This window comes from Nocardia sp. NPDC005366 (genome assembly GCF_040606855.1).
Classification (GTDB): domain Bacteria; phylum Actinomycetota; class Actinomycetes; order Mycobacteriales; family Mycobacteriaceae; genus Nocardia.
In genome coordinates, this window is record NZ_JBEXFQ010000001.1 from 34,927 (window position 1) to 60,256 (window position 25,330).

Annotated in this window: 16 protein-coding genes; 8 read left to right on the forward strand and 8 right to left on the reverse strand. The window is 68.2% G+C overall.

What is annotated here, in order from left to right; translation table 11 throughout:
* The first annotated feature begins 186 nt into the window (after nucleotides 1-186).
* From ABZS43_RS00185 to ABZS43_RS00200, 4 genes are read left to right on the forward strand one after another with little or no spacing between them, the layout of a single operon-like run.
* A complete protein-coding gene (locus ABZS43_RS00185) occupies nucleotides 187-13,566 on the forward strand; it encodes an amino acid adenylation domain-containing protein (RefSeq protein ID WP_355033590.1) in 13,380 nt (4,459 codons plus the stop codon).
* Nucleotides 13,550-14,578, forward strand: coding sequence for an ATP-binding cassette domain-containing protein (locus ABZS43_RS00190; protein ID WP_355033591.1), 1,029 nt, complete (start codon nucleotides 13,550-13,552; stop codon nucleotides 14,576-14,578). Before ABZS43_RS00185 ends, ABZS43_RS00190 begins: the two co-directional genes overlap by 17 nt.
* Entirely contained in the window at nucleotides 14,575-15,393 is an 819-nt protein-coding gene (locus tag ABZS43_RS00195) for an antibiotic transporter (protein ID WP_355033592.1), read from the forward strand. The genes ABZS43_RS00190 and ABZS43_RS00195 overlap by 4 nt, the downstream gene beginning before the upstream one ends.
* The gene (locus tag ABZS43_RS00200) at nucleotides 15,393-16,205 is read left to right on the forward strand and encodes an ABC transporter permease (RefSeq protein WP_355033593.1); all 813 of its coding nucleotides are present in this window, start codon (nucleotides 15,393-15,395) and stop codon (nucleotides 16,203-16,205) included. The genes ABZS43_RS00195 and ABZS43_RS00200 overlap by 1 nt, the downstream gene beginning before the upstream one ends.
* A 5-nt stretch (nucleotides 16,206-16,210) precedes the next feature.
* On the opposite strand, the gene ABZS43_RS00205 is transcribed toward ABZS43_RS00200, so the two are convergent.
* Nucleotides 16,211-17,002 carry a helix-turn-helix transcriptional regulator gene (locus ABZS43_RS00205; RefSeq protein ID WP_355033594.1) on the reverse strand — a complete coding sequence of 264 codons (792 nt, stop codon included), beginning with the start codon at nucleotides 17,000-17,002 and terminating at the stop codon, nucleotides 16,211-16,213.
* 134 nt (nucleotides 17,003-17,136) lie between these two features.
* Between ABZS43_RS00205 and ABZS43_RS00210 the strand changes: the two genes are divergently transcribed.
* Nucleotides 17,137-17,349, forward strand: coding sequence for a hypothetical protein (locus tag ABZS43_RS00210; protein ID WP_355033595.1), 213 nt, complete (start codon nucleotides 17,137-17,139; stop codon nucleotides 17,347-17,349).
* A 17-nt stretch (nucleotides 17,350-17,366) separates the two neighbouring features.
* Nucleotides 17,367-18,380 carry an NAD(P)-dependent alcohol dehydrogenase gene (locus ABZS43_RS00215; RefSeq protein WP_355033596.1) on the forward strand — a complete coding sequence of 338 codons (1,014 nt, stop codon included), beginning with the start codon at nucleotides 17,367-17,369 and terminating at the stop codon, nucleotides 18,378-18,380.
* A gap of 9 nt (nucleotides 18,381-18,389) precedes the next feature.
* Here ABZS43_RS00215 and ABZS43_RS00220 read toward each other — a convergent pair whose 3' ends face one another.
* From ABZS43_RS00220 to ABZS43_RS00230, 3 genes are all read right to left on the reverse strand, one after another.
* On the reverse strand, nucleotides 18,390-18,593 hold the full coding sequence (locus ABZS43_RS00220) for a hypothetical protein (RefSeq protein ID WP_355033597.1): 204 nt from the start codon (nucleotides 18,591-18,593) through the stop codon (nucleotides 18,390-18,392).
* A 56-nt stretch (nucleotides 18,594-18,649) separates the two neighbouring features.
* Nucleotides 18,650-19,429: an HNH endonuclease family protein gene (locus ABZS43_RS00225; protein WP_355033598.1), complete on the reverse strand. Its 780-nt coding sequence runs from the start codon at nucleotides 19,427-19,429 to the stop codon at nucleotides 18,650-18,652.
* Between the two features lie 398 nt (nucleotides 19,430-19,827).
* Nucleotides 19,828-20,370: a YaeQ family protein gene (locus tag ABZS43_RS00230; protein ID WP_355033599.1), complete on the reverse strand. Its 543-nt coding sequence runs from the start codon at nucleotides 20,368-20,370 to the stop codon at nucleotides 19,828-19,830.
* A 176-nt stretch (nucleotides 20,371-20,546) separates the two neighbouring features.
* Between ABZS43_RS00230 and ABZS43_RS00235 the strand changes: the two genes are divergently transcribed.
* On the forward strand, nucleotides 20,547-21,152 hold the full coding sequence (locus tag ABZS43_RS00235; RefSeq protein ID WP_355033600.1) for a hypothetical protein: 606 nt from the start codon (nucleotides 20,547-20,549) through the stop codon (nucleotides 21,150-21,152).
* An 18-nt stretch (nucleotides 21,153-21,170) separates the two neighbouring features.
* Here the strand turns inward: ABZS43_RS00235 and ABZS43_RS00240 are convergent, their stop codons facing one another.
* Together ABZS43_RS00240 and ABZS43_RS00245 are read right to left on the reverse strand one after the other, a co-directional pair.
* The gene (locus ABZS43_RS00240; protein ID WP_355033601.1) at nucleotides 21,171-21,362 is read right to left on the reverse strand and encodes a ferredoxin; all 192 of its coding nucleotides are present in this window, start codon (nucleotides 21,360-21,362) and stop codon (nucleotides 21,171-21,173) included.
* Complete coding sequence (locus ABZS43_RS00245) at nucleotides 21,359-22,561, reverse strand: cytochrome P450 (RefSeq protein WP_355033602.1); 1,203 nt, start codon at nucleotides 22,559-22,561, stop codon at nucleotides 21,359-21,361. The genes ABZS43_RS00240 and ABZS43_RS00245 overlap by 4 nt, the downstream gene beginning before the upstream one ends.
* Nucleotides 22,562-22,714: 153 nt before the next feature.
* On the opposite strand from ABZS43_RS00245, the gene ABZS43_RS00250 reads away from it, so the two are divergent.
* Nucleotides 22,715-23,332, forward strand: coding sequence for a TetR family transcriptional regulator (locus ABZS43_RS00250; protein ID WP_355033603.1), 618 nt, complete (start codon nucleotides 22,715-22,717; stop codon nucleotides 23,330-23,332).
* Nucleotides 23,333-23,408: 76 nt separating this feature from the next.
* Here the strand turns inward: ABZS43_RS00250 and ABZS43_RS00255 are convergent, their stop codons facing one another.
* Together ABZS43_RS00255 and ABZS43_RS00260 are read right to left on the reverse strand one after the other, a co-directional pair.
* Nucleotides 23,409-23,969 carry a dihydrofolate reductase family protein gene (locus ABZS43_RS00255; protein WP_355033604.1) on the reverse strand — a complete coding sequence of 187 codons (561 nt, stop codon included), beginning with the start codon at nucleotides 23,967-23,969 and terminating at the stop codon, nucleotides 23,409-23,411.
* A gap of 152 nt (nucleotides 23,970-24,121) precedes the next feature.
* Nucleotides 24,122-25,276, reverse strand: coding sequence for a TDT family transporter (locus tag ABZS43_RS00260; RefSeq protein WP_355033605.1), 1,155 nt, complete (start codon nucleotides 25,274-25,276; stop codon nucleotides 24,122-24,124).
* Between the last annotated feature and the right edge of the window lie 54 nt (nucleotides 25,277-25,330).

The following is a 25,330-nucleotide window of genomic DNA, read 5'->3' on the forward strand; positions in this document are numbered from 1 at the left end:
CCGCCGCGGGATAGACTTCCGAGGGAGCAAACACATGCGCACGCTGGTCGAATCACCCGCCGAACGGCTCGTTCGCCCCCGATCGAGCAGGCATCCTGCGGCCGACTGCGCGCTTGCCCGAGCTCGGTGCGGCGCGCGTTCCGCCTTGTCCACACTGACCCTCGCCTGAGCACGCAGGAATCACCTATGCCACAGCGATCTCCTTCGCCGGTTGCGTCGGACAACGAGTTGCCCGCCGAAGCCTTCCCCCTTTCCGCCGCGCAGCGCGGAATCTGGTTCGCCCAGCATTTCGCGGGCGACACCCCCATTTCCATCGCTCAGTACACCGAATTCGACGGACCGATCGATCTCGAACTGCTCGCGATGGCCTCGCGGCGGGCGGGCAGGGAATTCGGTACCGGCTATCTGCGGCTGATCGAGGTCGACGGCTTTCCGTACCAGGTGATCGACCCGACCTTGGACGACGACCTGGTCGTCGTGGATTTCCGGGACGAATCCGATCCGGTGGCGGCCGCGCACGCCTGGATGCGGGCGGAGTACAGCGCTCCGCTGGACCTGATGCGCGACCGGCTCGCCGCGATGACGATGCTGCGGGTCGGCGAGCAGCACTGGCTCTGGTACCAGCGCATTCACCACATCGTGCTCGACGGCTTCGGTGCGATGACCCTGCTGCAGCGCATCGCCGAGTTGTACGCCGCGGCGGCCGATGGCAAGCCGGAACCGCAGGGTAAGGCCGAGGATCTGCGCAAGATCATCGACGCCGACCTCGCCTACCGCGCGTCGGACCGGTTCAAGGCCGACGGCGAGCACTGGCGTGAACATCTGGCCGGGATGGCGGAACCGGTGAGTCTGGCGGGCCGGGCGGCCGATGTCGACGCCCATCCCAGTCTGGTCACCGGTGAGCTGCCCGCGGATACCGCCGCGTTGATGGACGCCGTGGCCAAATCGGAGAATTCGAGTATCGCGCCGGTGGTGGTCGCCGCGTTCGGCGCCTACCTGGGTGCGATGACCGGTGCGCCGGAAGTGATGCTCAGCCTGCCGGTTTCGGGCCGGACCACCGCGTCGCTGCGCCGTTCCGGCGGCATGGTCGCCAATGTGGTGCCGTTGCGCCTGCGGCTGGATTCGACGGTGACCGTCGGTGCGCTGATCCGCGCCGCGCAAGGGGAGCTGACCTCGGCGTTGCGCAGGCAGCGGTATCGCCAGGAGGATATCGTCCGCGATCTGGGCTGGGCCGTGGACGAGGCCGCTTCCTTCGGTCCGACGGTCAATCTCATGATGATGGACACCAGGATCGCGCTGGGACCGGTCACCGGACGCATGCATGTCCTCACCTCGGGACTGATCGAGGATCTGTTCCTCAATCTGTACCCCGGCGTGGGCGGCGAGAGCACCCATATCGATTTCCAGGCCAACCCGAATCTCTACGCCGACGCCGAGCTCGCGGCCCAGCACCGCCGCTTCCTCGCCTTCCTGCATCGCTTCCTGGTCGCCGGGACCGACGCGCCGGTGGCGAGTATCGCGGTACTGTTCGAGCCGGAATCCGCCGAACTGGCCCCCGCCCGCGGCACCGAGGATGTGCGCCCGCGGACCCTGCCCGAGATCCTGGCCGACGGCGCGGCACTCGCGCCCGACGCGGTCGCGATTCGCGCGGGCGATCGGAGGCTGACCTACCGTGAGGTCGACGACTACACCGATCGCCTGGCCAGGGTGCTGATCGCCGCCGGAGCGGGCCCCGAACGCAGCGTGGCGATTTCGATTCCGCGCTCCGCGGAGTCGGTGCTGGCGATGTGCGCGGTCGCCAAGACCGGCGCGGCCTTCGTGCCGATCGATCCCGGCTATCCCGCCGAGCGCATCGAGTACATGGTCGACGACAGCGGCGTGGTGGCCGGGTTGACCGTGGCGGCGGCACGGGATGCGCTGCCCGACAAGGTCGCCTGGCTCGCGCTGGACGACCCCGGCACCGATGACGCTGTCGCCGCACAGGATTCGGGCGCTGTCACCGACGCGGACCGCACCGCGAATCTGCGTCTCGACCAGACCGCCTACCTCATCTACACCTCGGGATCGACCGGCCTGCCCAAGGGCGTCATGGTCTCCCACCGTGGACTGGCGAATCTCGTCGCCAACTCCGGGGCCGGATTCGGCGTCACCGCGGAGTCGGTGATCGCCCATGCCGTCTCGCCCAGTTTCGATATCTCGGTCGAGGAATTGCTGGTCGCGTTGGCGGCGGGCGCGACGGTCGCGGTGGTGCCGCCTTCGGCCTACGCGGGCGAGGAATTGGCGCGGGTACTGCGCGAGTACCGGGCGACCCATCTCAATGTGACTCCCGCCGTGGTGAATTCGCTCGATCCGGCGACGCTGCCTGAGCTGGGCACCGTCATCGTCGGCGGCGACGCCTGCCCGCCGGAACTGGTGGCGAAATGGTCGGGCCGGACCCTGTTGAACGGGTACGGGCCGACCGAGACAACGATCACGGTGACGCTCAGCGCACCGCTGACGCCCGAATCCCCGATCACCATCGGCGGCATCACCAGGGGGGTGCGCGCGGTGGTGCTCGACCCGTGGCTGCGACCCGTCGCACCCGGTGTGGCGGGCGAACTGTACCTCGGCGGGCCCGCTGTCGCCCGCGGCTATCACCGGCGCAACGGCCTGACCGCGAGCAGATTCGTCGCCGATCCGTACGCACCGGGTGAGCGGATGTATCGCACCGGCGACCTGGTGCGCTGGCGTCATCGTGACGGCAGGCTGGAACTGGACTACGCCGGGCGCGGCGACTTCCAGGTGAAGGTGCGCGGATACCGTATCGAACTGGGGGAGATCGATGCCGCGCTGCAACAGCAGCCGGGTGTCGACTTCGCCATCACCATCGGCGCGACGACCCCCTCGGGAGCCACCGCGCTCGCCGCCTACGTACTCGGCGTGCCGGGCGCGCAGTTGCAGCCCGAGGCGCTGAAAGTCGCTGTCGGACAGAATCTTCCGTCCTATATGGTGCCGTCGGTCATCATGGTGCTCGATCATCTGCCGCTCACCCCGGTCGGCAAGGTCGATCGTCGCGCCCTGCCCGCACCGGATTTCGGCGCGCGCGCCACCGAACACCGGGCTCCCTCGACGCCGCGCGAGGAGACCCTCGCCGCGATATTCGCCGAGGTGCTCGGTCTGGATTCGGTCGGCGTCGACGAGAATTTCTTCGCCCTCGGCGGTGACAGCATCGTCTCCATCCAACTGGTCTCCCGGGCACGTGCCGCGGGCATGCAGTTCAGCGCCCGTGACGTCTTCGAGCGCAAAACCGTTGCCGCACTGGCCGCGACGGCCACCGACGTGGCCGACAGCGCGGTCGTCGAATTGCCCGGCGGCGGTGTCGGCCCGGTCGCGCTCACCCCGATCGTGCACGCCATGCTCGAACAGGGCGACACCTGGCAGCGCTACAGCCAGGCGGTGCTGATCGGACTGCCCGGTGGCGCCGATGCGGCCCCGTTGACCGGGGCGGTGCGGACCCTGCTCGATCATCACGACCTGCTGCGCAGCACCTTGCGGCGGTCCGGCGACGGCTGGGAATGGGTGGTCGGTGAGCCGGGTTCGGTCGATGCGGCGGATCTGATCGAGGTGGTCACCGCGGACGGTGCCCCCGAAGAGATCGCCGAGCGGGAATTGCAGCGTGCCGCCGACCGACTCGATCCGGCGGCGGGCGTCGTCGCCCAATTCGTGCTGATCCGCCCGGAGAACGACCCGTCCGGCGGTTCGCTGTTGTGGCTGGTCCTGCATCACCTGGTCACCGACGGGGTTTCGTGGCGCGTTCTGCTGCCCGACCTGGCCGCCGCGTGGTTCGGCGGCGCGCTCGACCCGGTCGGCACCTCGTTCCGGCGCTGGGCGCATGCCACCGTGGCACAGGCCGCCTCGCGGCGCGCGGAACTGCCGCTGTGGCAACGGATTCTGCGGACGCCGGACCCGGTGATCGGGAGCCGTGCCGCCGATCCGGCTGTCGACGTGGTCGCCACCATGGCGCAACTGAGCACCACCGTGGACGCCGAAATCGCGGACGCGGTGCTCGATATCGCGCCGGCGCGTTTCTACTGCGGCGCGGATGACGTGCTGCTCGCCGCGTTGACCATGGCCGTGGGCCGCTGGCGCGACCGCACCGGAGCGCTGTTCACGCTGGAGGGCCACGGCCGTGAGGAATCCGTGCTGCCCGGCGCCGACGTCGCGCGGACGGTGGGCTGGTTCACCAGCGTGTACCCGGTGGCCATCGATCTGACCGGGATCGATCTGGACGACGCGTTCGCGGGCGGTCCCGCCGCGGGCGCGGCGATCAAGGCGGCCAAGGAACAGTTGCGCGCCGTGCCCGATCGCGGCGTCGGTTACGGAATGCTGCGCTATCTGGACCCGGAGGGCGCCGCGGCGCTGGAAGGCGCTCCCGTCCCGCAGATCAGCTTCAACTATCTCGGACGTGGGGCGGGCGGAACCGACGAGGCATGGCTGCCACGGCGTTTCGCGTCCACCCAGGACGATCGCGCACCACTGCCCGCGATCATCGATGTCAACGCGATCATGGGCGCGTCGGCCCTCGACGTGACCTGGGCCTACGCCTCCGGTGTCCTGGACGCGGGCCAGGTCGCCGAACTGGCCGAGCTGTGGACGGCGGCGCTGCGCGCGCTGGCCGCGCACGCGACCTCGCGAGACGCGGGCGGCCACACCCCGTCGGATTTCCCGCTGACCACGGTGACGCAACGTCAGATCGACGGCTGGGCGCGCACCTATCCGGATCTGGCCGAGGTCTGGCCGCTGTCGCCGCTGCAATACGGTCTGCTGTTCCACGCCTGGTACGACACCGACACCGCCGACGGGTACACCGTGCAGACCAGGCTCAGCCTCGCGGGCCGGGTCGACGCGTCCCGATTGCGCACCGCGGCACAGACTCTGGTCGATCGCCACGAGAATCTGCGGGTCGCGTTCGTGGAAACCGAGGACGGGCCGCGTCAGCTCGTGCTCTCCGCCGCCGAGGTGCGCTGGCAGGAACTCGACCTCACCCGCCTCCCGGATCCGGCCGAGCGGGAACGTGAGCTGGAACGCCTGATCGCGGTCGACGCGAACAGCCGTTTCGATCTCACCCGTCCGCCGCTGCTGCGGTTCCTGCTCATCCACACCGGTCCCGAGACCTACACCCTGCTGATGACCAATCACCATCTGGTGCTCGACGGCTGGTCGACCCCGCTGCTGGTGCGTGAACTGCTCACCGTCTACATCGCGACGGGTGCGGGCGCGGCCGTGGCGGATGTCCTGCCGCCCGCGCCGTCGTACCGGGAATTCCTGTCCTGGCTGGCCGAGCAGGACGACGCCGCCGCGGCAGGCGGCGCACTCGGCGGCTCGGAGGCGGCCCTGGCCGTGTGGCGTGACGCGCTGGCCGGAATCGACGCGCCGACCAGGGCCATTCCGACCCTCGCCGATATCCGTTCGACCGAATCCGGCATGGTCTCGGTCGATCTGCCCGCCGCGTTGATCGCGCGGCTGGAAGCCGCCACCCGCGCTGCGGGGGCCACCGTGAATACCGCCGTGCAGGCGGCGTGGGCGCTGCTGCTGGCGATGTCGACCGGACGCACCGATGTGGTGTTCGGCGGTACGGTCTCCGGCAGGCCGCCGCAGCTGGCCGGCGTCGAGGATATGGTCGGGCTGTTCATCAACACCCTGCCGGTACGGGTGCGTTTGGACCCGTCGGAATCGGTGTCGGCGCTGCTGGCGCGGGTACAGTCCGAACAGGCGCGGCTGCTCGATCATCAGCACGTCGGGCTCGCGGCCATCCACAAGGCCGTCGGTCTGGCCGAATTGTTCGACACCCTCACGGTTTTCGAGTCGTATCCGATCGACCGCGAGGCGCTGTCGCGGTCGATGGATATCGCGGGTATGCGCATCCTCGACGTCGCGGGCACCGACGCCACCCCGTATCCGTTGAACCTCATGGTGATTCCACTGCACGGGATGCCGGGCAGCAACGACACCCTGCGCGTCACCGTGAAATTCCTCGCCGACCACCTCGCGGAATCCGCGGCGCGGCGCTTGCTCGACCGGTTCGTGCTGCTGCTCACCCAGATCGCCGAACATCCGGAATCCCTTGTCGCGCGGCTGCACCATTGCGACGCCGCCGAACGGGCCGCGCTGCTGCCGGTGCGCGGGCCGGAATCGGTGCCCCAGCGCACCCTGCCTGATGTGCTCGGCGCGGGGGCGCGGATCAATCCGAATGCCATCGCGGTCGACGCGGGCGGTGACAGCATGACCTACGGCGAACTCGACGCGTGGTCGAACCGGTTCGCGCGGGTGCTGTTGCGTCGCGGTATCGGCGCGGAGGTCTTCGTCGTCCTCGCGCTGACCCGCTCGGTGGAATCGGTCGTCGCGGTGTGGGCGCTCGCCAAGACCGGCGCCGCCTTCGCGCCGCTCGACCCGAATTACCCGGTGGAGCGGATCGAGCACATCCTCACCGATTCCAAGGCCCCGATCGGCGTCACCGTCCGGGCGACCGGTGAGACGCTGCCCGGCAGTATCGACTGGTTGCTGCTGGACGACCTCAATACGATCCGGCGCGTGATGACCGTCTCCGACGCGCCCATCACCGATGACGAACGCGGCGGCGCGATCCGGATGGATCAGACCGCGTACCTGATCTACACCTCCGGCTCCACCGGCAAACCCAAGGCGGTGCTGCTCAGCCATCGCGGGATCGCGAATCTGGTGACGGCACAGCGGGAAACGCTCGATCTCGACCCCACGGCCAGCGCATTGCAGGTCGCCTCACCGAGTTTCGACGCGTCGGTCTTCGAATTGCTGACCGCGCACGCCATGGGCGGGCGGCTGGTGCTGTCCCCGCCGGAGGTCTACGGCGGATCCGAACTCGAGCAGTTGCTGCGCGCCCAGCGGGTCACCCACGCGGTGATCACCCCGTCGGTGCTCGCCACCATGGATCCGAGCGGACTGCCCGATCTGCGGGTGCTCTCGGTCGCGGGCGAGGCGGCGGGGGCCGAGCTGACCGCGCAGTGGTCGGTGGGACGGCGCATGGCGAACCTGTACGGACCGACCGAGTTCAGCATCTGGGCGACCGGTCCCGGTGAATTGCGGGCGGGCGAGCCGGTCACCATGGGCGGTCCGATCCGCGGCGCCGAGGTCATGGTGCTCGACGGCTGGCTGCGTCCGGTGCCGGTCGGTGTCGAAGGGGAGTTGTATCTGGCCGGGCCCGCCATCGCCCGCGGCTACTTCAATCGTTTCGGTATGACCGCGGCGCGGTTCATCGCCAATCCCTACGGTGCGGCCGGGGAGCGGATGTACCGGACCGGCGATATGGTGCGCTGGGTCGACTGGAACGACACACTGGAGCTGGAATACCTGGGGCGCAGCGATTTCCAGGTGAAGATTCGCGGTCTGCGAATCGAGCTCGGCGAGATCGACGCCGTACTGTCCGCCGACGACGAGGTCGAATACGCCGCGACCATCGGCTGCCCCGGTCCGGCGGGGGAGACCGTGCTGGTCTCCTACGTGGTGCCGACCCAGGCCTGGCGCGAATCCGTCGGCGCCGACAGCGAATTCGATACCGAGCGCCTGCGGGTGCGCATCGCGGGCGCGCTGCCGGGGTATATGGTCCCTGGCTACCTGATCGTGCTCGACGACGTTCCGCTCACGCCGGTCGGCAAACTGGATCGAAAGGCATTGCCGATACCGGATTTCGAGAGTTTCCAGCGCCGCTACCTGGCCCCGCGCACCCCGGTCGAACACGCCGTCGCCGAGGTCTTCGCCGAAGTGCTCGACAACGAACGGGTCAGCGTCGATCACTCCTTCTTCGAACTCGGCGGCAACTCGCTCAGCGCGACCCGCGTGGTGGCCAGGGTCAACGCCGCGCTCGGCTCGACGATCGCCCTGCGCGATCTGTTCGACGCGCCGACCGTCGCGCAGCTGGCGACCCGCGTCGTCCCCGCGGGTGCGGGGGAGCGCGCCCGGTTCGGTCTCGCCCCGCGTATCCGCCCCGATCGCATCCCGCTCTCGCCCGCGCAGCAGCGGATGTGGGTGCTCAATCAGCTCGAACCCGGTTCGCCCGCGTACAACATCGCCGTCGCGTTGCGGCTGACCGGTGAACTGGACACCGAGGCCATGCGGCTGGCCCTGGCCGATGTGGTCGCGCGGCACGAGAGTCTGCGCACCATGTATCCCGCCGATGCCGACGGGCCCCGCCAGGTCGTGGTCGGGGTCGAGGTGGCCGCGCCGACACTGCGCCCGGTCGATGCCGACAGCCCGGCGGCACTGCGCGATCGGATCGCTGAGCTGGCCGGTGTCGGATTCGACCTCGCCACCGAGCCGCCGTTGCGGGTGGGGCTTTTCCGTGTCCACGACGACTCGTCCCAGGAGGGCGGGCCCCCGGTGCATGTGGTTGTGCTCGTGGTCCACCACATCAGCGCCGACGGCACATCGATGGCGCCGCTCGCCACCGATCTGATGACCGCCTACGCCGCGCGCGCCGCGGGCGTCGAAACCGACATGCCCGCGTTGCCGGTGCAATACGCGGATTTCGCGCTGTGGCACCGGGAACTGCTCGGTGACGAATCCGATCCGGAATCGCTCGCCGCGCGTCAGATCGGCTACTGGACCGATTCGCTCACCGGCGCGCCGGATCTGCTGGAATTGCCCGCCGACCGCCCGCGTCCCGCCGTGCAGTCCATGCACAGCGCCGACCTGGCATTCACCGTCGATCCCGCGCTGCACCGCGGTGTGGCCGATCTCGCGGCTGCCGCGGACGTCAGCCTGTTCATGGTGGTGCACGCCGCGCTCGCGGTCCTGTTGGCCCGTCTCGGCGGCACCGACGATGTGGTCGTCGGCACGGCGGTGGCAGGGCGCGGCGAGGCCGCGCTGGACGGTGTGGTCGGCATGTTCGTCAACACCCTGGCACTGCGGACACCCGTCGACCCGAATGCCGGATTCCGCGAATTCCTCGGCCGGGTGCGGGCATCGGATCTGGACGCCTTCGCCAATGCCGATGTGCCGTTCGAACGGTTGGTGCAGGTGCTGAACCCGGCCCGATCGACGGCGCACCATCCGATCTTCCAGGTGTCGCTGTCACTGCAGAATTTCGTGGAACCCGTGTTGGAGCTGCCTGGCCTTCGCATCGAGGTCGAGGATCTGGATCGCGATGCCGCGCAATTCGATCTGACACTGGACCTGCGCGAACGCTTCTCCGGCACCGACGCGGCGGGTCTCGACGGGGTGCTCACCTACGCCACCGACCTTTTCGACGCGGCCACGGTCGCGGCGTTCGCGGACCGCTGGCAGCGGGTGCTCGCCGCGGTGGTCGCCGACCCCGATCTGACGATCGCCGACATCGACATCCTCGCGGCGGGCGAGCGCGCGGCGCTGGTCCCGGTACGCGGCCCGCGCGGGATCGGCACCGTGCCGCTGCCGTGGCTGCTCGCGGAATCGGCGGCGGCCTACCCGGACCATCCGGCGCTGGTGGTCGACGGTGTCACGACCAGCTACCGCGAACTCGACGCGCGGTCGAACCGGCTGGCCCGACTGCTGATCGAGGCGGGCGCAGGCCCGGAAACCGTCGTCGCCCTCGGCCTCACCCGCGGCGCGGAACTGCTGATCGGCGTATGGGCGGCGGCGAAGGCGGGCGCGGCATTCCTGCCGGTCGATCCGAAGTATCCGCCCGACCGGATCGAGCACATGCTCTCCGATTCCGATGCGGCACTCGGCCTCACGGTCGGCGCGCACCGGGAGCGGCTGCCGGACGGGACGCGCTGGCTGGTACTCGACGACCCGGAATTCGCCGCGACCTGGGAGGCGGCCGAGGCCCGCGCGTTGCGCTCCACCGATCTGCGCGCACCGATCCGGCCCGACCACCCGGCCTGGATGATCTACACCTCGGGGTCGACCGGAACGCCGAAGGGCGTCGCGGTGTCGCACCGCGGCCTCGCCGATCTCGTCGCGGCCCAACAGGAATCACTGCGCGTCGACGAGAATTCCCGCGTGCTCCAAGTGGCGTCGCCGAGTTTCGACGCCTCGATCTTCGAGGCACTCATGGCCTTCGGATCGGGCGGCGCGGCGGTCGTCGCACCGCCGGAGGTATTCGGCGGCGACGCGCTCGCGGAACTGATCGAGGCGCACCGGGTCACCCATATGGTCATCACCCCCTCGGCGCTGGCGACGGTGGATCCGGAGCGGGTGTCGAGCGTGCGGGTGCTTGCGGTGGCGGGCGAGGCCGTCGGCGCCGAACTCGTCGAGCGCTGGGCGCTCGGGCGCACCATGGTCAATCTGTACGGGCCCACCGAATTCACCATCTGGGCAACGGGTTCGGCACCGTTGACGGTGGGCGAACCGGTCACCATCGGCGGCCCGATCCGCGGCGCGGCGGTCCTCGTGCTCGATGAGCGCCTGCGTCCGGTTCCGGTCGGGGTGGCGGGCGAGCTGTACCTCACCGGACCGGCATTGGCGCGCGGATACCACGCCAGGCCCGATCTCAACGCGGCCAGATTCGTCGCCGATCCCTACGGTGCCCCGGGGGATCGGATGTACCGCACCGGTGACCTGGTGCGCTGGGTCCGCGCGGCGGGGACGGCGGCGGGGCTGCGGCTGGAATACATCGGCCGCACCGACTTCCAGGTGAAGGTGCGCGGTCAGCGCATCGAACTCGGTGAGATCGATGCTGTTCTCGGACGCGCCGACGGCGTGGAATTCGCGGTGACACTGGGTGTGCGCGGCCCGGCGGGTTCCACCGCGCTCGCGGCCTACGTGGTGCGCGAGCCGGGGGTCGAGGTGGATATCGCGGCGCTGCGCGCCTACGCCGCCGAATCGCTGCCCGGTTATATGGTGCCGTCCTCGATCGTCGTCATGGACGCCATCCCGCTCACCGCGGTCGGCAAGCTCGATCGAAAAGCGCTGCCGGAACCGGTATTCGCCGATGACGAGACCGAATACGTCGCACCGGGCACGCCCACCGAGGAGATCCTGGCCGAGGTCTTCGCCGAACTGCTCGGCCGCGACAAGGTCGGCGTGCGCGATTCCTTCTTCGCCCTCGGCGGCGACAGTATCCTGGCGATCCAGCTGGTCTCGCGGGCCCGCGCGCAGGGCATCACGGTGACTCCGTTGCAGGTGTTCGAACATCGCACCGTCGCCGCGCTCGCGGCGGCCTCGGACGCGGCCGGTGCGGCCGTCACCCTCGACGAACTGCCCGGCGGCGGCGTCGGTGCGATGCCGCTGACGCCCATCGTGCGGTACATGCTCGAACGCGGCGGCAACCACAACCGTTTCGCCCAGACCGCGGTACTGGAACTGCCGGTCGGCATCCGGCACGATCAGCTCGTCGCCACCGTCGCGGCCGTGGTCGATCGCCACGATATGCTCCGTGCCCGCCTCTATCGGGAGGTGCGCCCGGAAGGTAATGGCGGACCGCACGGCGACTATCGGCTCGAGGTCGCCGAACCCGGATCGGTCGATATCGCCGCGCTCATCCGCCGTGTCGAGTTCGCCGCGGACGCCGACACCGTCGACCTGCGTGAATTCGCCGTCACCGAATTGGATTCCGCGATGAATCGGCTGGATCCGGCGAGGGGCAGGGTGCTGCGATTGCTCTGGCTCGATCCGGTGGGGGAAGCGGGGGACCGCACCAGGGCGGGGCGTCTGATCGTGGTGGCCCACCACCTGGTGGTGGACGGTGTGTCGTGGCGAATCCTCGTCCCCGATCTCATGGCGGCCTGGGCGCAGGTGTCCGCGGGCGCCACCCCCGTGCTCGCCGATACCGGCACCTCGATGCGTCGCTGGTCGCACGCGCTGACCGAAGAGGCGCACCGCGACAGCAGGATCGCCGAACTCGGATACTGGCGTGAGGTGATCGAGGGACCCGATCCGCGTTTCGGCGCCCGTGACCTCGACCCCGCCGTCGACCGGGCGCTCACATTGCGCCAGATCGAGGTGGAGGTGCCGGAGGATGTCACCGCGGCACTGTTGACCACGCTGCCCGGCCTGTTCCACGGCGGTGTGGAGGACACCCTGCTCGCCACGCTGGCGCTGGCCGTACGCCGGTGGCGCGCGGATCGGGCGACGGAGAACGACGGCGGTGACGGCGGTGACAGCGTCCTGATCCGGCTCGAAGGACACGGCCGCCAGCAGGAAATCGTCCCCGGAGCGGATCTCTCGCGGACGATCGGCTGGTTCACCACCGTCTACCCGGTGCGCGTCGACGCCGACGGTGTCGATGTGGATACCGCGTTCGCGGGCGGCCCCGACATGGGCACGGCCATCCGCGCCGCCAAACATCGGCTGCTCGCGGTGCCGGACAAGGGCATCGGATTCGGACTGCTGCGCTACCTGAATGCCGAGACCGCACAACGACTTCCGCGGCGCCTGCCCGGCCGTATCGGCTTCAACTACCTCGGCAGGTACTCGACCGGCGATATTCCCGCCGGACTCGAGGGTCTCGGCTGGCTGCCCACCGATGAACTCGGCGAGCTGCCTGCCACCGAATATCCCGATGTCGCACTGCAATCGGAGATCGACGTGAACGCGGTGGTACTCGGTGACCGACTGACCGCGAGTTTCGGATTCCCCGAGAATCTGCTCGAGCGCGACGATGTCGCCGAACTCGCCCGGCTCTGGGTGGACGCGCTCGCCGCGGCGGCGGCGTTCGCGCGGACACCGGAGGCGGCGCAGGCCGGGGCCGACGAGGAACGGGCCATGGCCATGGCCATGGCACGCGCCGCGTCGGACCAGCCGGGTAATGCGCTCGGACTCGATGTGCTCCTGCCGATTCGCGCGGGCGGCGACGAACCCGCGCTGTTCTGTGTGCACCCGTCGTCCGGAATGGCGTGGACCTACCTGGGATTGGCCGAGGCGCTGGCTCCCGGCCGCCCGATCTACGGCCTCCAGGCCCCTGACCTGAGCGGCAGGGAACCCTCGGCGCGCAGCATCGAGGAATTCGCCGACCGCTATGTGCGCGAGATACTCGCCGTCCAGCCGCATGGGCCCTACCATCTGCTCGGCTGGTCGTTCGGCGGACTCATCGCGCACGCCGTCGCCACCAAGCTGACCGCGGCCGGTCACGAGGTCGGCGTCGTCGCACTGCTGGACGCCGACACCGCCGATATCGACGGCGACAGCATCGAGAAACTCACCGCGGGCGCGTTCATCAGCACCTTCGGCGCGGTGTTCGGCATCGATGATGTGCCCGCCGAGGCCACCGCCCAGGAGGCCGCCGACCTGATCCGGGAACGGATGGGCGGCGCGCAACTGGTCGACGCCGACACCCTGGAACGGATGGCGGGTTCCTACAATGCCTCGGCCAGGACCAGAACCGGCTACCGCAGGCCCATTTTCGACGGTGATGTGCTGTATTTCAGTGCCACCGTGGATAGTTCGGACATTTTCGGGCCGCAGGGCTGGCGTCCCCACGTCACCGGGGAGATCACCAATATCGACATCGATGTCACCCACGACGAACTGACCGCACCGCACGTGCTCCCGATCATCGCGCGTGTACTCGACGAGCATTTGACGGCGCGGAGCTCCCGCCCGAAACAGGAGGCAGAACATGACCGCATCGCGTAGCGATTCCGTGAGGGGTGTCCGCCCGACGACGGATGGGCGGGCCGAGACGGGAGTAGTGGTGGAGGGTGTCGAGAAATCCTTCGGCGCCGTACACGCCTTGCGCGGTGTGAATTTCGTCGCCGCGCAGGGGGAGGTGCTCGGCATCCTCGGCCCGAACGGCGCGGGCAAGACCACGATGGTGAATATCCTGTCCACGCTCGTCTCCCCCGATAAGGGCAGGGCGGTGGTCGCGGGCCACGACGTGGTCACCGATCCGGCCGCCGTACGCCGCGCCATCATGTTGACCGGGCAGTTCGCCGCCCTCGACGACATGCTCACCGGTTACGAGAATCTGGTGATGTTCGGCAGGCTCATGGGGCTGCGCAAACGGGCAGCCCGCGCCCGCGCTACCGAACTGCTCGTCGAATTCGATCTGGAGGGCGCGGCGGGCCGCAGGGTCGGCACCTACTCCGGCGGTATGCGCAGGCGTATCGATATCGCGTGCGGTCTCGTGGTCCGGCCCGATGTGGTGTTCCTCGACGAACCGACCACCGGTCTCGATCCACGCAGCAGACAGGGGGTGTGGGATCTCGTCTCCGGTTTCCGCAAGCACGGCATCACCACCCTGTTGACGACGCAGTACCTGGAGGAGGCCGACGCGCTGTGCGACCGGATCATCGTCATCGACCACGGTGTCGTCATCGCCGAAGGCACCGCCGACGAACTGAAATCGCGCACCGGCGGCAGCTATTGCGAAGTGGTGCCGCTGGATCTGAAGGATCTGCCAGCCATCGCCGCCGCGCTCGGCTCACTGCTGCCGGACGGGAATCGCGCCGCGCTCACCGCGGAGTCGGACCGGATCGCGATCCCGGCCCCGGACGGTGCGAGAACACTCGCCGAGGCGCTGCGCCGCCTCGACTCCGCCGGTGTCGAACTCGTCGACATCGCCCTGCGGCGTCCCTCCCTCGATGATGTCTTCCTGCAGCTGACCGGGCATCTGGCGGAATCGGAACCGAAAGAGGACGTCGCGTGACGACGGGGGCCTGGCTGGCCGACGCCCGCGCCACCCCGTTCCGGGTGCAGCAGTGGTGGGTGCTCACCTCCCGGTTGATCGTGCCTTCGGTCAAGACCGGTGAGGTGCTGTCCTCTGTCCTGGCTCCCGCCGCGTTCACCGCCAGTTTCTACATTCCGCTCAAGACCGTGATGATGTTCTCCGGCAACGGTTTCAGCAGCTACGCGCAGTTCATGATGCCGCTGGTGATCCTGCAGGCCGCCGCGTTCACCGCCATCGGCGCGGCCTTCCGGTCGGCCACCGACGCGGTCGCCGGACTGGATCGCCGATTCGGGTCGATGCCGATCGGGGCGCTGGTCCCCGTGGGGGCGCGCATGTCGGGCAATCTGTTCCGGCTGCTGATCGCCCTGGTGGCGGCGGTGGTGTGCGGAAAGGTCATCGGCTTCCGTTTCTACCTCGACGCCTGGCACACGCTGGGTTGGGTGCTGTTCTCCCTACTGATCGGGGTGGCGTTGACCCTCGGCGCGGATGTGATCGGCACGGTGTCGAAAAGTCCGGAGGCGACGACCCAGGCGCTGGTGCTGCCGCCGCTGATCTTCGGCATGCTCTCGACAGGACTCGCGCCGGCGAGTCAATTCCCGGATTGGATCGAACCTTTCGTTCGCAACCAGCCCATCTCCCAGTGGGCCATCGCGTTGCGGGCGTTGGCCGGCGATGCGAAAGGTAATGCGGGCGAGGTGAGCTGGTCGCTCATGGGCCCACCGCTGCTGTGGGCCATCGGAATTCTCGCGGTGTGCCTGCCACTGGCCATCCGGCTGAGCTCGAGGAAGGCGTGATGGTGTACTCGGACGCTCGCATTCGGACCGTATCGTCGGAAACCGCACCGGTCTCGCTGCTGCGGCATACCGCGATTCAGACCCAGCGGCTGCTGTTGCGCTGGTCGCGCAATCCGGTGTCGCTGCTGGAAACCCTGATCATCCCGTGCCTGCTGCTGCTCATGCTCGATATCGTCATCGGCGGCCAGATCGAGAAATTCGTCGGCACCGACGCCCTCTACGGGTCGGTCCCGATGGTCGCCATCGTCGGTGCGCTGTCCGGCGCGGTCGCCAGCGGTGTCATGCTCGGCCGCGAACGCGACGCCGGCCTGCTCGCCCGCTTCTGGGTGCTGCCGGTGCACCGGGCATCCGGACTGATCTCGCGCATCCTGGCCGAAGGCTGCCGCATCCTCGTCGGAACGCTGGCCGTGGTTGTGGTCGGCCATCTGCTCGGCTTCCGTTTCCAGCAGGGACCAGCGGCGGCCACGCTGTTCATCCTGATACCGGTGCTCTTCGGTCTCGCGTTCGCGACGATGGTCACCGCCGTCGCCGTCTTCACCGCGAAGGCGACCCTGGTCGAGGGCATCACCATCCTCAGTTCACTGTTGATGTTCTTCAGTACCGGATTCGTGCCGCTGGCCGCGTTCCCGGAGTGGATTCAGCCGGTGGTGCGCAATCAGCCGATGTCGGTGGCCGTCGACGCCATGAAGGCACTGTCGCTGGGCGGGCCGCTCGCCCGGCCGCTGCTGCTGACCGCGATGTGGTCGCTCGGCGCGATCGTGGTGTTCGCGGTACCCGCCGTCATCGGCTACCGCCGGGCCAGCCGCAGGTAACCGGGTCAGCGCTCGTCGTGGCGGCGGCGCAGGATGTCCGCGGTGCGCTCGTCACCGGGGAGGAACGCTTCCAGGTGCAGTTCGGACAGGGTGATATCCACGGCGGTGGCGAACGAGGTGATCGTGGTGATGAGCCGGAGTTCGCCGGAGTCCGAACGCAGCCGCAGCGGGACCGCGAAACCGAGATGATCCGGGCCGGGATCGGCGTCGGGGAGATAGCTTTCCAATTCGGCGATGAACGCGTCGAGGCCGGGGTCCGGACTGCGCAGTGCGCGCCCGCGCAGGGATTCGGTGACGTGTCTACCCCATTCGGCCAGATTGAGCACCCGATGTGCCAGACCCCGCGGATGTAGCGCCAGCCGGAGGACATTGACCGGCGGCGCGAGCAGTTCCGGCGCGCTGCCCTCGCTCAGGATGTCGAAGGCGGCGTTGGCGGCGACGAGTATGCCGGACGGACGGACCACCACCGCCGGATACGGCATATGCCCGTCAAGAATGCGGTCGAGCGCGGCCTTGACCGGCGCCAATTCGGGGGTGTCCAGACGGGACTCGGGGAACACCGGCGCGTAGCCCGCCGACAGCAGCAGACCGTTGCGCTCGCGCAGCGACAGTCCGAGTGATTCGGCAAGGCGCACCACCATGGTCCGTCCGGGGCGCGAGCGCCCCTGTTCGAAGAAGCTCAGGTAGCGCTGGCTGGTGTCCGCGCTGATCGCCAGATCGAGCTGACTGATCCGGCGCAGGGTCCGCCAGTGTTTGAGCTGGCGCGCGAATCCGGTCGGCTCTGCCACTGCTGTCATTACTCAGTGATAGCCGACCGTGTGGGTCACCTGCCATTCCCCGCAGGGTATGAACGGCAGGGGACCTGCGCTCAGGTGCTCTCATTCCCTGTGGGGAATCGCGGACGTTTACCGTCTTCGTGAAGCTCGTTCCCATGAGCAATCACGACGACACCGATTTCGCCGATCGCTACCTGGCCCAGTGGAACGAACCCGACGCGCACCTGCGCCGCACGCTGATCCACGACCTGTGGTCGGTCGACGGCGCGCAGATTCTCCTCGATCCGCCGCGGGCGATGCGCTACGAGGTCATCGCGCTCGACGGTGACGGCCGAATCCGGCTGGACCACCAGTACATCGGCATCTGATCGACAAGGAGCGCATCGTGAACGCCATTTCCTACCATTTGGATTCGCGGCACGGGCTGACCGTCCGAGCACAGTCGATCCCGGTGCCGGACCCGAATCAGCTGGTCATCCGGGTCAGGGCCGCATCGCTGAACCGGCGCGACCTCATGCTGATGGACGGGACCTACCCGCTGCCCGCGACCGCGGGCGTTATCCCGCTCTCCGACGGGGTGGGCGAGGTGATCGCGCTGGGCGACAACGTGACCCGCGCCGCACTCGGCGACCGTGTGACCGCGTCGTATTTCGTGCGCTGGATCGACGGCCCGCAACGTCGCGCGCACGTCGCCGAACAGTACGGCGCGAATCACGACGGCATGCTCGCCACCTACGCGGTGCTGGAACAGGATTCGGTGGTCCACGTCCCCGCGTATCTCACCGATGCCGAAGCGGCCACCCTGACCTGCGCCGGAGTCGTCGCCTGGACGGCGCTCACCACCCCGGAGCCGGTGCGGCAGGGCGAGAACGTGCTGGTCGTCGGCACCGGCGCGGTCGCGCTGTTCGCCGTCCAGCACGCGCGCGCACTCGGGGCGAGGGTCATCGCGATCACCTCGGGGCTGGCGAAAGCCGAACGCCTGCGCGCCATGGGCGTCGACGAGGTGATCCTGCGCGGAGAGAACCCGGACTGGGACGAGCGGGTGCGCGGCCTCACCGGCGGTGACGGCGTGGAGCACATCGTGGACGCGGTTGGCATGGCGACATTGCCGAAATCGGTACGGTCCGGGGCCTACAACGCTCGCCTCACCCTCATCGGCGCGATGCCGGGCCCCGCGCTGAACGGGGGCGACGGCAATCCGTTCGGCGGTTCCTACCTGTCGATCCGCCGTATCGCCGTGGGCAGCCGCGCGCATTTCGAGGCGATGAACGAGGCGATGACCGTACACCGGATACGGCCGGTGCTCGATCGGACCTTTCCGCTGGACGAGGCGGTCGCGGCGTACCGCTTCTACCGGCAAGCGGATCCGTTCGGGAAGGTGGTGATCAGCGTGCCGTGAAGACGCCGCTCATGCCTCGAAGGGCACGGTGTTGCCCGCGGCGTCACGCGCGCCGATCCCGGCATGGATGGCCGAGGCGAGCTCGTGCACGGACTTCCAGGTGCGCGGCGGCTCGGCGTCGAAATTGCCGATGGTGTACCACTGCTCGGTATCGCGATACCGGACGAGCCCCTTACCCGTGTCGTCGAGAGTGACATCGAGCTCACCCGACATCGTCCCTTCCTCCTCGGTGAGGACGGCTATCTTGGTGGTGAACTCGATGATGATATTTATCTGAACTCTCCTCGACTAACGCAATCGGCGACTGCGGTGCGCAATGCTCCATGTTCGGCGGGATCGACTGTCAGCCCGTACTTTACTTTGATGGTGATATAGCGCTCGAGATAGACACACCGGAATATGCCCGGCGGCAAATAGTTGGCAGCGTCCTGGTCACCCTTGGACCGGTTGGCCGAAGGGTCGGAGGCCTCCAGGTTGACAGCGTCGTTGGCGATGCGGCGGCGGGTGTCCTCATCGAGTTTGCTCGCACCCGAACGCCATGCCTCGGCCAGCGCGACGATATGCTCGGCGTCGACTCCGGCCGGGTTGGTGATCCACTTGTACGGCTTGAGTTTCCCGGTTTTCGGGTCCATGAACCCGTACTCGTCGCGCCAGCCGCCGTCCTTGCCGACTTTGAGGTCACAGGTATTCGGATCGAGGGTGACCGATCCGACGGCGTCGCGAAGCATCATCACATCTCGGCTGGTGCAGCGGCTGTATTGCGCGAATTGGTCGCCGAATCCGTGCTCGGGCTTATTGGTATCCCAGTGCGGGAACTTCTCCCGGCTGTACCCGGACATCGACGCCTCCGGCGCTTCGACCAGCTTCTCGACCATATCGCCGATGTCCTTGCCCGACCGCGTCGCGGTGGGCACGGGACCGGGTGCGCCGCCGTCGATCGGTGTGGACTCGTCGACGGCGGTGCAGGCGCTGGCGACCACGGCGGCCAGGCAGATCGGTGCGCACACGGCGAAAGCCCTACGCGCGGTACGGGAGGTGGACCACTTCACAAGAACACTCCGTAGAACAGGACTGCAACCATGCCGCTCACGTCACGCTGCGTCGAAATGCGGTAATACCGGTGAGATCACGCGAACTGGCCCGATCCGGACGGACGGAGCTCCTGTCGCGACGGTTGTGGCCGAGCGGGAGTCGTGACGGCCTACGGGCCGAGAACCTCATCGAACTCCCTCATGCCGACAACCAGTTACCGAATCGGGCGTCAAGCTACCTTGCTACGGGCGTGCGGAAGGCCAACGCCACGTATGAGGTTCAGCACACTCGCGGTGAATCAATTGTGCGGCACGGTGACCGGTATCGAAAGTCCCGGAAGAAGCTGACCCGCCCCGAGTCCGCGTGCCTGCGCCGGATCACCCGGCGTGGCGATGCTCCTGTGCGGCGCGTGAAACTACCCCAGGAGGTGCTCATCGATCGATGTGCTCAGGCTCGTACCGTTCAGCTCCAGGTACATCGAACGCTCGGTGATCGACAGGGTGGCGGTATTGCGGCGCTCGATCGCGGCGGACGCGGCATCGATGAAGGCGCGGTCGAAACTGTAGAGCGGAATCCGCTCGGCCCGGTGGATGCGTTTGCCCGCGAGTTGGGCCAGCACTTTGGCCGGGTCGCGGTGGGTGTAAATGGCGGCGCGCCCGGCCAGTTTGCTCCCTCGGTGCACGCGTTCGGCGTCGGGTGCGCCCACTTCGATCCATGCCGTGACGCGGCCGGTGAGATCGCGCACCAGCACCGCGGGTTCATCGGTGGAGGAGACACCGCCTTCGCTGAAGGTGATGCCTTCCTCGTATTCGAGGCAGTAGGCGAGCAGTCGGGTCAGCATGAATTCGGCGGTCTCGGACGGATGCCGCGCCAACCTCAGGGTCAGATCCTCGTAGACGCCCCGGTCTACGTCGGCCACCTGGACGGTGAAGTTGTGCACTGTTGCGCTGAGAGCCATGGAAACAGCAGCTTAGAGCACTGCCGTGCACCGTCCCGCGCCCCGGCGGGTGAACGTCCCAGGCGGTGTGACGCGGCATTCGGCACGCAGAGCGGTGAACCGAAGTTCGCGGCAGTCCGTGGAATGGGTGAGAAGTCGCGGCGAGTGCCGCGCCGAAGCGCACCGGAAGGTGAAAAATGTTTTCTGTCAAGCGAGTCGAGCGTTCCATGGTCCCCGTCGCGGCCTCGGCGGTCGTTCTGGTCGGCCTGCTCAGTGCGTGCGGCGGCGAGGAAGCCTCGCAGGCCGTGCCTGCCCCGCGGGCGGCGACGTCGAGCGCGACCGCCGCGGGCGAACCTGTCACGGGGCAGGCCCCCGCCGTCGCGAAGACGCAGGGATGGCTGAAGATCTACGCGGGGACCGCTCCGACGGGCACGAACTCGGTACAACTGAAGGTGATCGACAGTCCAGCTGTCGGACAATATGTTTCGGATGGCACGGGAAGATCGCTGTATCGGTTCGACAAGGACACCGCGCAGCCGTCGGCATCCAATTGCTCCGGCCAGTGCGCGGAGACCTGGCCCCCGCTGACCGTGACCAGGGAGCAGGCGCTGTTCGCGGCGGGCGTCGATCCCCAGCGGGTCGGGCTCATCGAGCGGGCCGACGGGAACTGCCAGATCACCATCGGCGGCTGGCCGGTGTACTACTTCTCCAAGGACAAGAATCCGGGCGATCTGCTCGGGCAGGGTGTCGGCGGGACATGGTTCGCGGTGGCCCCGACCGGCGGCAAAGCGTTTGCGAAATAGTGGACCGGGCCGGGTATGTCAGTCGACCACGGTGATCGCCTGCCGTGGGCACTGCCGGACCGCCTCGCGCACGGGTCCTTCGGTGCGTTGCGTCACTTCGGCGCGCACGACGGTGAGCTGGTCGTCATCTCCGAGTTGGAACACTTCGGGGATGATGCCCGCGCATACGCCATTGCTCTCGCACAATCCGTAATCCACATCGATTCTCATCGCAGCACCTTCATCGGCAGTCGGGACCATCCGGCGACGTTCTGCATGGTGACACGTTCGCAACGGTCCCAGAGGATTTCGTAGCGCGGCATGAAATCGAGGAGATGGGCGAGTGCGATCGTCGTCTCCAAACGGGCGAGGGCGGCGCCGAGACAGCTGTGGATCCCGTAGCCGAGTCCGAGATTCTGCGATCGGGTGCGGTCGCGGTCGATATCGAAGGTGTCGGCGTCGGGAAAGGCGTCCGGGTCGCGGTTCGCGGACGCGCCGATGAGGAAGACGGGTTTGCCCGCCGGGATGGTGACATCGTGCACCCGCACCTGCGTGCGGGTGCACCGCACGTTGTATTGGACGGGGCCTTCGTATCGCAGGACCTCTTCGACAGCCGCGGGAATCTTGTCGCGATCGTCGAGTAGTTTCCGCCACTGATCGGGATGGCGGGCGAAGATCGCCACGGCGTTCCCGAGCAGTTTGGTGACGGTTTCGGCCCCGGCCCCGCCGAGGAGAGTGGCGAAGGCGGCGATCTCGAGGTCGTCGAGGGTGGTCGTCTCACCGTTGTCGCGTTCGATCTCGGCGGCGATGAGGGCGCTGATCATGTCGTCGCGCGGTTCGGCGCGCCGTTGCTGGACGAGGTTGTAGTAGAAGATCGAGGTGTCCGTCGCGGCTTGCACGCCGGATTCGCTCATCTCCATCTGCCCCGGTTCGCGGTGCAGTGATTCGTCGATCCACAAGCGCACCTGCTGCCGAAATTCCTCCGGCACGCCCGCCATGCGGGTGATGACCTCCACGGGAAAGAGCGCGGAGAAATCCTGGATCAAGTCGAATCCGGCGGGATCGACCCCGTCCAGATATTTGCGCACCAGATCGCTGATCGTGTCCCGCTGGGATTGGACCGCGCGCGGAGTGAACGCCCTGCTGAGCAGGTTGCGCATATGCCTGTGGTCGGGCGGGTCCATGAAGATGATCGATTTCTGCGGCGGGACGCCGGATTTCACCTGTGCGAGGTCGACACCGCGCGCCGAGGAATAGGTCCCGTGGTCCTTGAACGCCGCGGCGACGTCCGCGTGCCTGGTCAGCGCGTAGAAGTCGTATTCGGCGTTGTAGTAGACGGGAGCGTCCTGCCGCATCCGTCGGTAAATCTCGTACGGCTTCGCGTAGAACTCCTCGGAGAACGGATCGAATTCCACTGCGGATTTCGTCATGACGTGCACCCCTTCGTCATCGTCGGCGGATCTCGATGCGACTACCCGTGGGTGCCGTAACCCTCTCGCCCGGAGGCGGTTTCGTCACCAAGATACATTCTCGTATGTCAGATACGGGGTGGTATGTGAAAATCGTTTGGCAGGATGTGGCCCATGGTGGAGCGGTGGACCCGACAGCAGCGGCTCGAGCGCACCCGCGCCCTGCTCATCGACGCGGCCGAGGAGGTTTTCGCGCGCAAGGGTTTCGGCGCGGCCAGCCTCGATGACATCGCCGCGGTCGCCGGATACACCAGGGGCGCCATCTACGTGCACTTCACCGCCAAGGAAGATCTGTTCCTCGCGGTCAGCGACCGGTACTTGCGGCGGTATTTCGCCAATTTCACCGAAGCGCTCGCCGCGGTCACCCAGCTCGATGACGCGGCGCTCGACGACCTCGCGGACCGCTGGCGACAGCTCGCCCGCAACGGTGGCGCACGCCATGCCGCGCTCGGCCATGAATTCTCGCTGTATCTGGTTCGCAATCCCGAGGCGCGGGCGCGGGTCGCCGATCAACGTGCCCGCATCCTCGAATCGCTGGTCGAGTTCGTCTCCACCAGTGCCGCCGAACTCGGTCTCACACTGACGATCCCGGTGACCACCTTCGCCCAGTTGATCATCGCCACCAGCGACAGCATCATGCTCGCGTCCGAACTCGACGACGCCGATCTCTACCGCCCGGTACTGCGGATGTACACGTCTGCCCTGACCAGCGCGGGTGTCGGCGCGCGCTGATCGAAGGCCGCCGCGCCGCTCGCCCCGCCATCGGTATCGCGGCGGTCGGAGATCGTGACCGACCGTGCGCCGCCGGTCAGCCGAACGACGGCCGTTTCACGCTGGTTTCGGTGACCCGGTAGGTCGCGAGGATCACCCCGTTGTCGAGCACCTCGGACGACTCGAGCGCCAGCGTCGCCTCGGCGTCGACGGGGCTCCACAGCCGGGCGCCCGAGCCGAGGACGACGGGATAGATGACGAGCCGGTATTCGTCGACGAGATTGTGGGCCCGCAGGAATTCGACCAGTGTGGCGCTGCCGAAGACCAGCAGGTTCTGTTCGGCGCGCAGTGCGGCGATGCCATCGGCGAGATCGCCGGTGATCGGGGTCGCGTTCCACTCGAGGTCCGAGAGCGTGGTGGTGGCGACATGTTTGGGCATGCTGTTCATCCGCTCCTTGTAATCGCCCTCCTCCGGGTGATTCGGCCAGGCCGCGGCGAAGCCCTCGTAGGTGGTGCGGCCGAGCAGCAGTGCGTCGGCATCGAACACCTCGGGGTTCTTGAATGCCGCGATGCCGTCGTTCCAATACGGTGCGGTCCAGACGGGTTCCTCGATGACACCGTCCGCCGATACGAATTCCGCCACCACGATCTTGCCCATTGCCGACCTCGCTTCTGTCTCATCTGATTCCGATCGCGGGTGGATCGGAAGCCTCGCCAACACAGACGATGCCCGCGGTGCAGATTAATCGGTGCGGACTCGGGCGAGATCGGAACCTCACGCGGCGGACCCGGCTACAGGGGCGGGAACGGCTACAGGGGCGGGAACGGGCCGCAGCAGTGTCGCGTCGACCAGTCCGAGGACGGTGCGCGTCGCGACCACCGACCACGCGCCGACGAGCGCCGCGACATCGCCACCGCCGCACCGGCGAACAGGTAGGCCCCGGTGTGGATGTAGAGCACGGTGCTCCCGGTGACACAGGTACCGAGCGGAAAGGTGAAACCCCACCACGTGAGGCCGAACGTCAACGCACCCGCGCGGGCGGTACCGAGGGTGAGGGCCGCGGCCAGCGCCAGCCACAACATCGTGAAACCCCATGTGGTGACGCCGAAGACGACGGAGAACACGGTCAGGCCATCGGCGTACGGAGCGGGCAGGGCCATGGGCGCGGCATCGGCGAGCAGTCCGGCGGCCGTCACCGACTGCCCGAGCGGGCCGAGCACGATCCACAGGGTGGGCACCATGCCGGCGCGCGGCGCCCCGTGGTGCATCAGGCGAGACCAGATCATGGTGATGGTGATCAGGGCGGCGATCAGACTCAGCCCGAACATCGCCAGGCAGAGCAGGATCATGGTCAGCCGCCATTGCCCCGCGGGGGTGTGGGGGACGAGCAGCGCGCCGAGCGCCGCCGACACCATGGGCGCGACCAGCGGCATCAGCCATCCGCCGAAGGCGGCGGCGTCGGTATCGCCGCGCGGGCGGGTGATCATCCGATAGGGGATCGCGAAGGCGGTCACCAGGCCGAGCGCGGTGCCCGCCGTCCACAGTGCCCAGTCCATGGCGACGGCGGCCCCCATGCCGATCACGTCACCGCCGAGCAGCAGCGCGCCCGCGCCGACGCTCACCAGTGCCATCGGGGGAGCGCCGTGGAAATGAGCCATGACGGGATGGTCGAGATGTGCGCGGGCCGTCTCGGGATAGCGCATCCGGTGCGCGATCCACGCCACGGCGAGCGTGACCAGCGCCAGCGCCGCCAGCATCCACACGACGGTCGCCGCCGCGCGCAGTCCGGGGAACCGCAGCGGCAGAGTGGCCGCGGCATTGGCGACGATCGATGTGCCCATCACGGTGGCGAACCAGTTCGGGCCGAGGTGGCGCAGGCGGTCGCCGGTGCGTGCGCCGGATCGACGCGGCGGGGTCGCGCAGATCTGTCGCGGGGCTCCCTCGAACAGCACGGTGGCGGTCATGGATCAAGCCTCGCGCCGTCCGGGCCGGTCGCGTAGCCGCCGCTCGCCTATGAA

Coding starts and splice junctions, on each gene's coding strand:
- ABZS43_RS00185 (WP_355033590.1), top strand. CDS start 187: ATGCCACAGCGATCTCCTTCGCCGGTTGCGTCGGACAACGAGTTGCCC.
- ABZS43_RS00190 (WP_355033591.1), top strand. CDS start 13,550: ATGACCGCATCGCGTAGCGATTCCGTGAGGGGTGTCCGCCCGACGACG.
- ABZS43_RS00200 (WP_355033593.1), top strand. CDS start 15,393: ATGGTGTACTCGGACGCTCGCATTCGGACCGTATCGTCGGAAACCGCA.
- ABZS43_RS00205 (WP_355033594.1), bottom strand. CDS start 17,002: ATGACAGCAGTGGCAGAGCCGACCGGATTCGCGCGCCAGCTCAAACAC.
- ABZS43_RS00210 (WP_355033595.1), top strand. CDS start 17,137: ATGAGCAATCACGACGACACCGATTTCGCCGATCGCTACCTGGCCCAG.
- ABZS43_RS00220 (WP_355033597.1), bottom strand. CDS start 18,593: ATGTCGGGTGAGCTCGATGTCACTCTCGACGACACGGGTAAGGGGCTC.
- ABZS43_RS00230 (WP_355033599.1), bottom strand. CDS start 20,370: ATGGCTCTCAGCGCAACAGTGCACAACTTCACCGTCCAGGTGGCCGAC.
- ABZS43_RS00235 (WP_355033600.1), top strand. CDS start 20,547: ATGTTTTCTGTCAAGCGAGTCGAGCGTTCCATGGTCCCCGTCGCGGCC.
- ABZS43_RS00240 (WP_355033601.1), bottom strand. CDS start 21,362: ATGAGAATCGATGTGGATTACGGATTGTGCGAGAGCAATGGCGTATGC.
- ABZS43_RS00245 (WP_355033602.1), bottom strand. CDS start 22,561: ATGACGAAATCCGCAGTGGAATTCGATCCGTTCTCCGAGGAGTTCTAC.
- ABZS43_RS00250 (WP_355033603.1), top strand. CDS start 22,715: ATGGTGGAGCGGTGGACCCGACAGCAGCGGCTCGAGCGCACCCGCGCC.
- ABZS43_RS00255 (WP_355033604.1), bottom strand. CDS start 23,969: ATGGGCAAGATCGTGGTGGCGGAATTCGTATCGGCGGACGGTGTCATC.
- ABZS43_RS00260 (WP_355033605.1), bottom strand. CDS start 25,276: ATGACCGCCACCGTGCTGTTCGAGGGAGCCCCGCGACAGATCTGCGCG.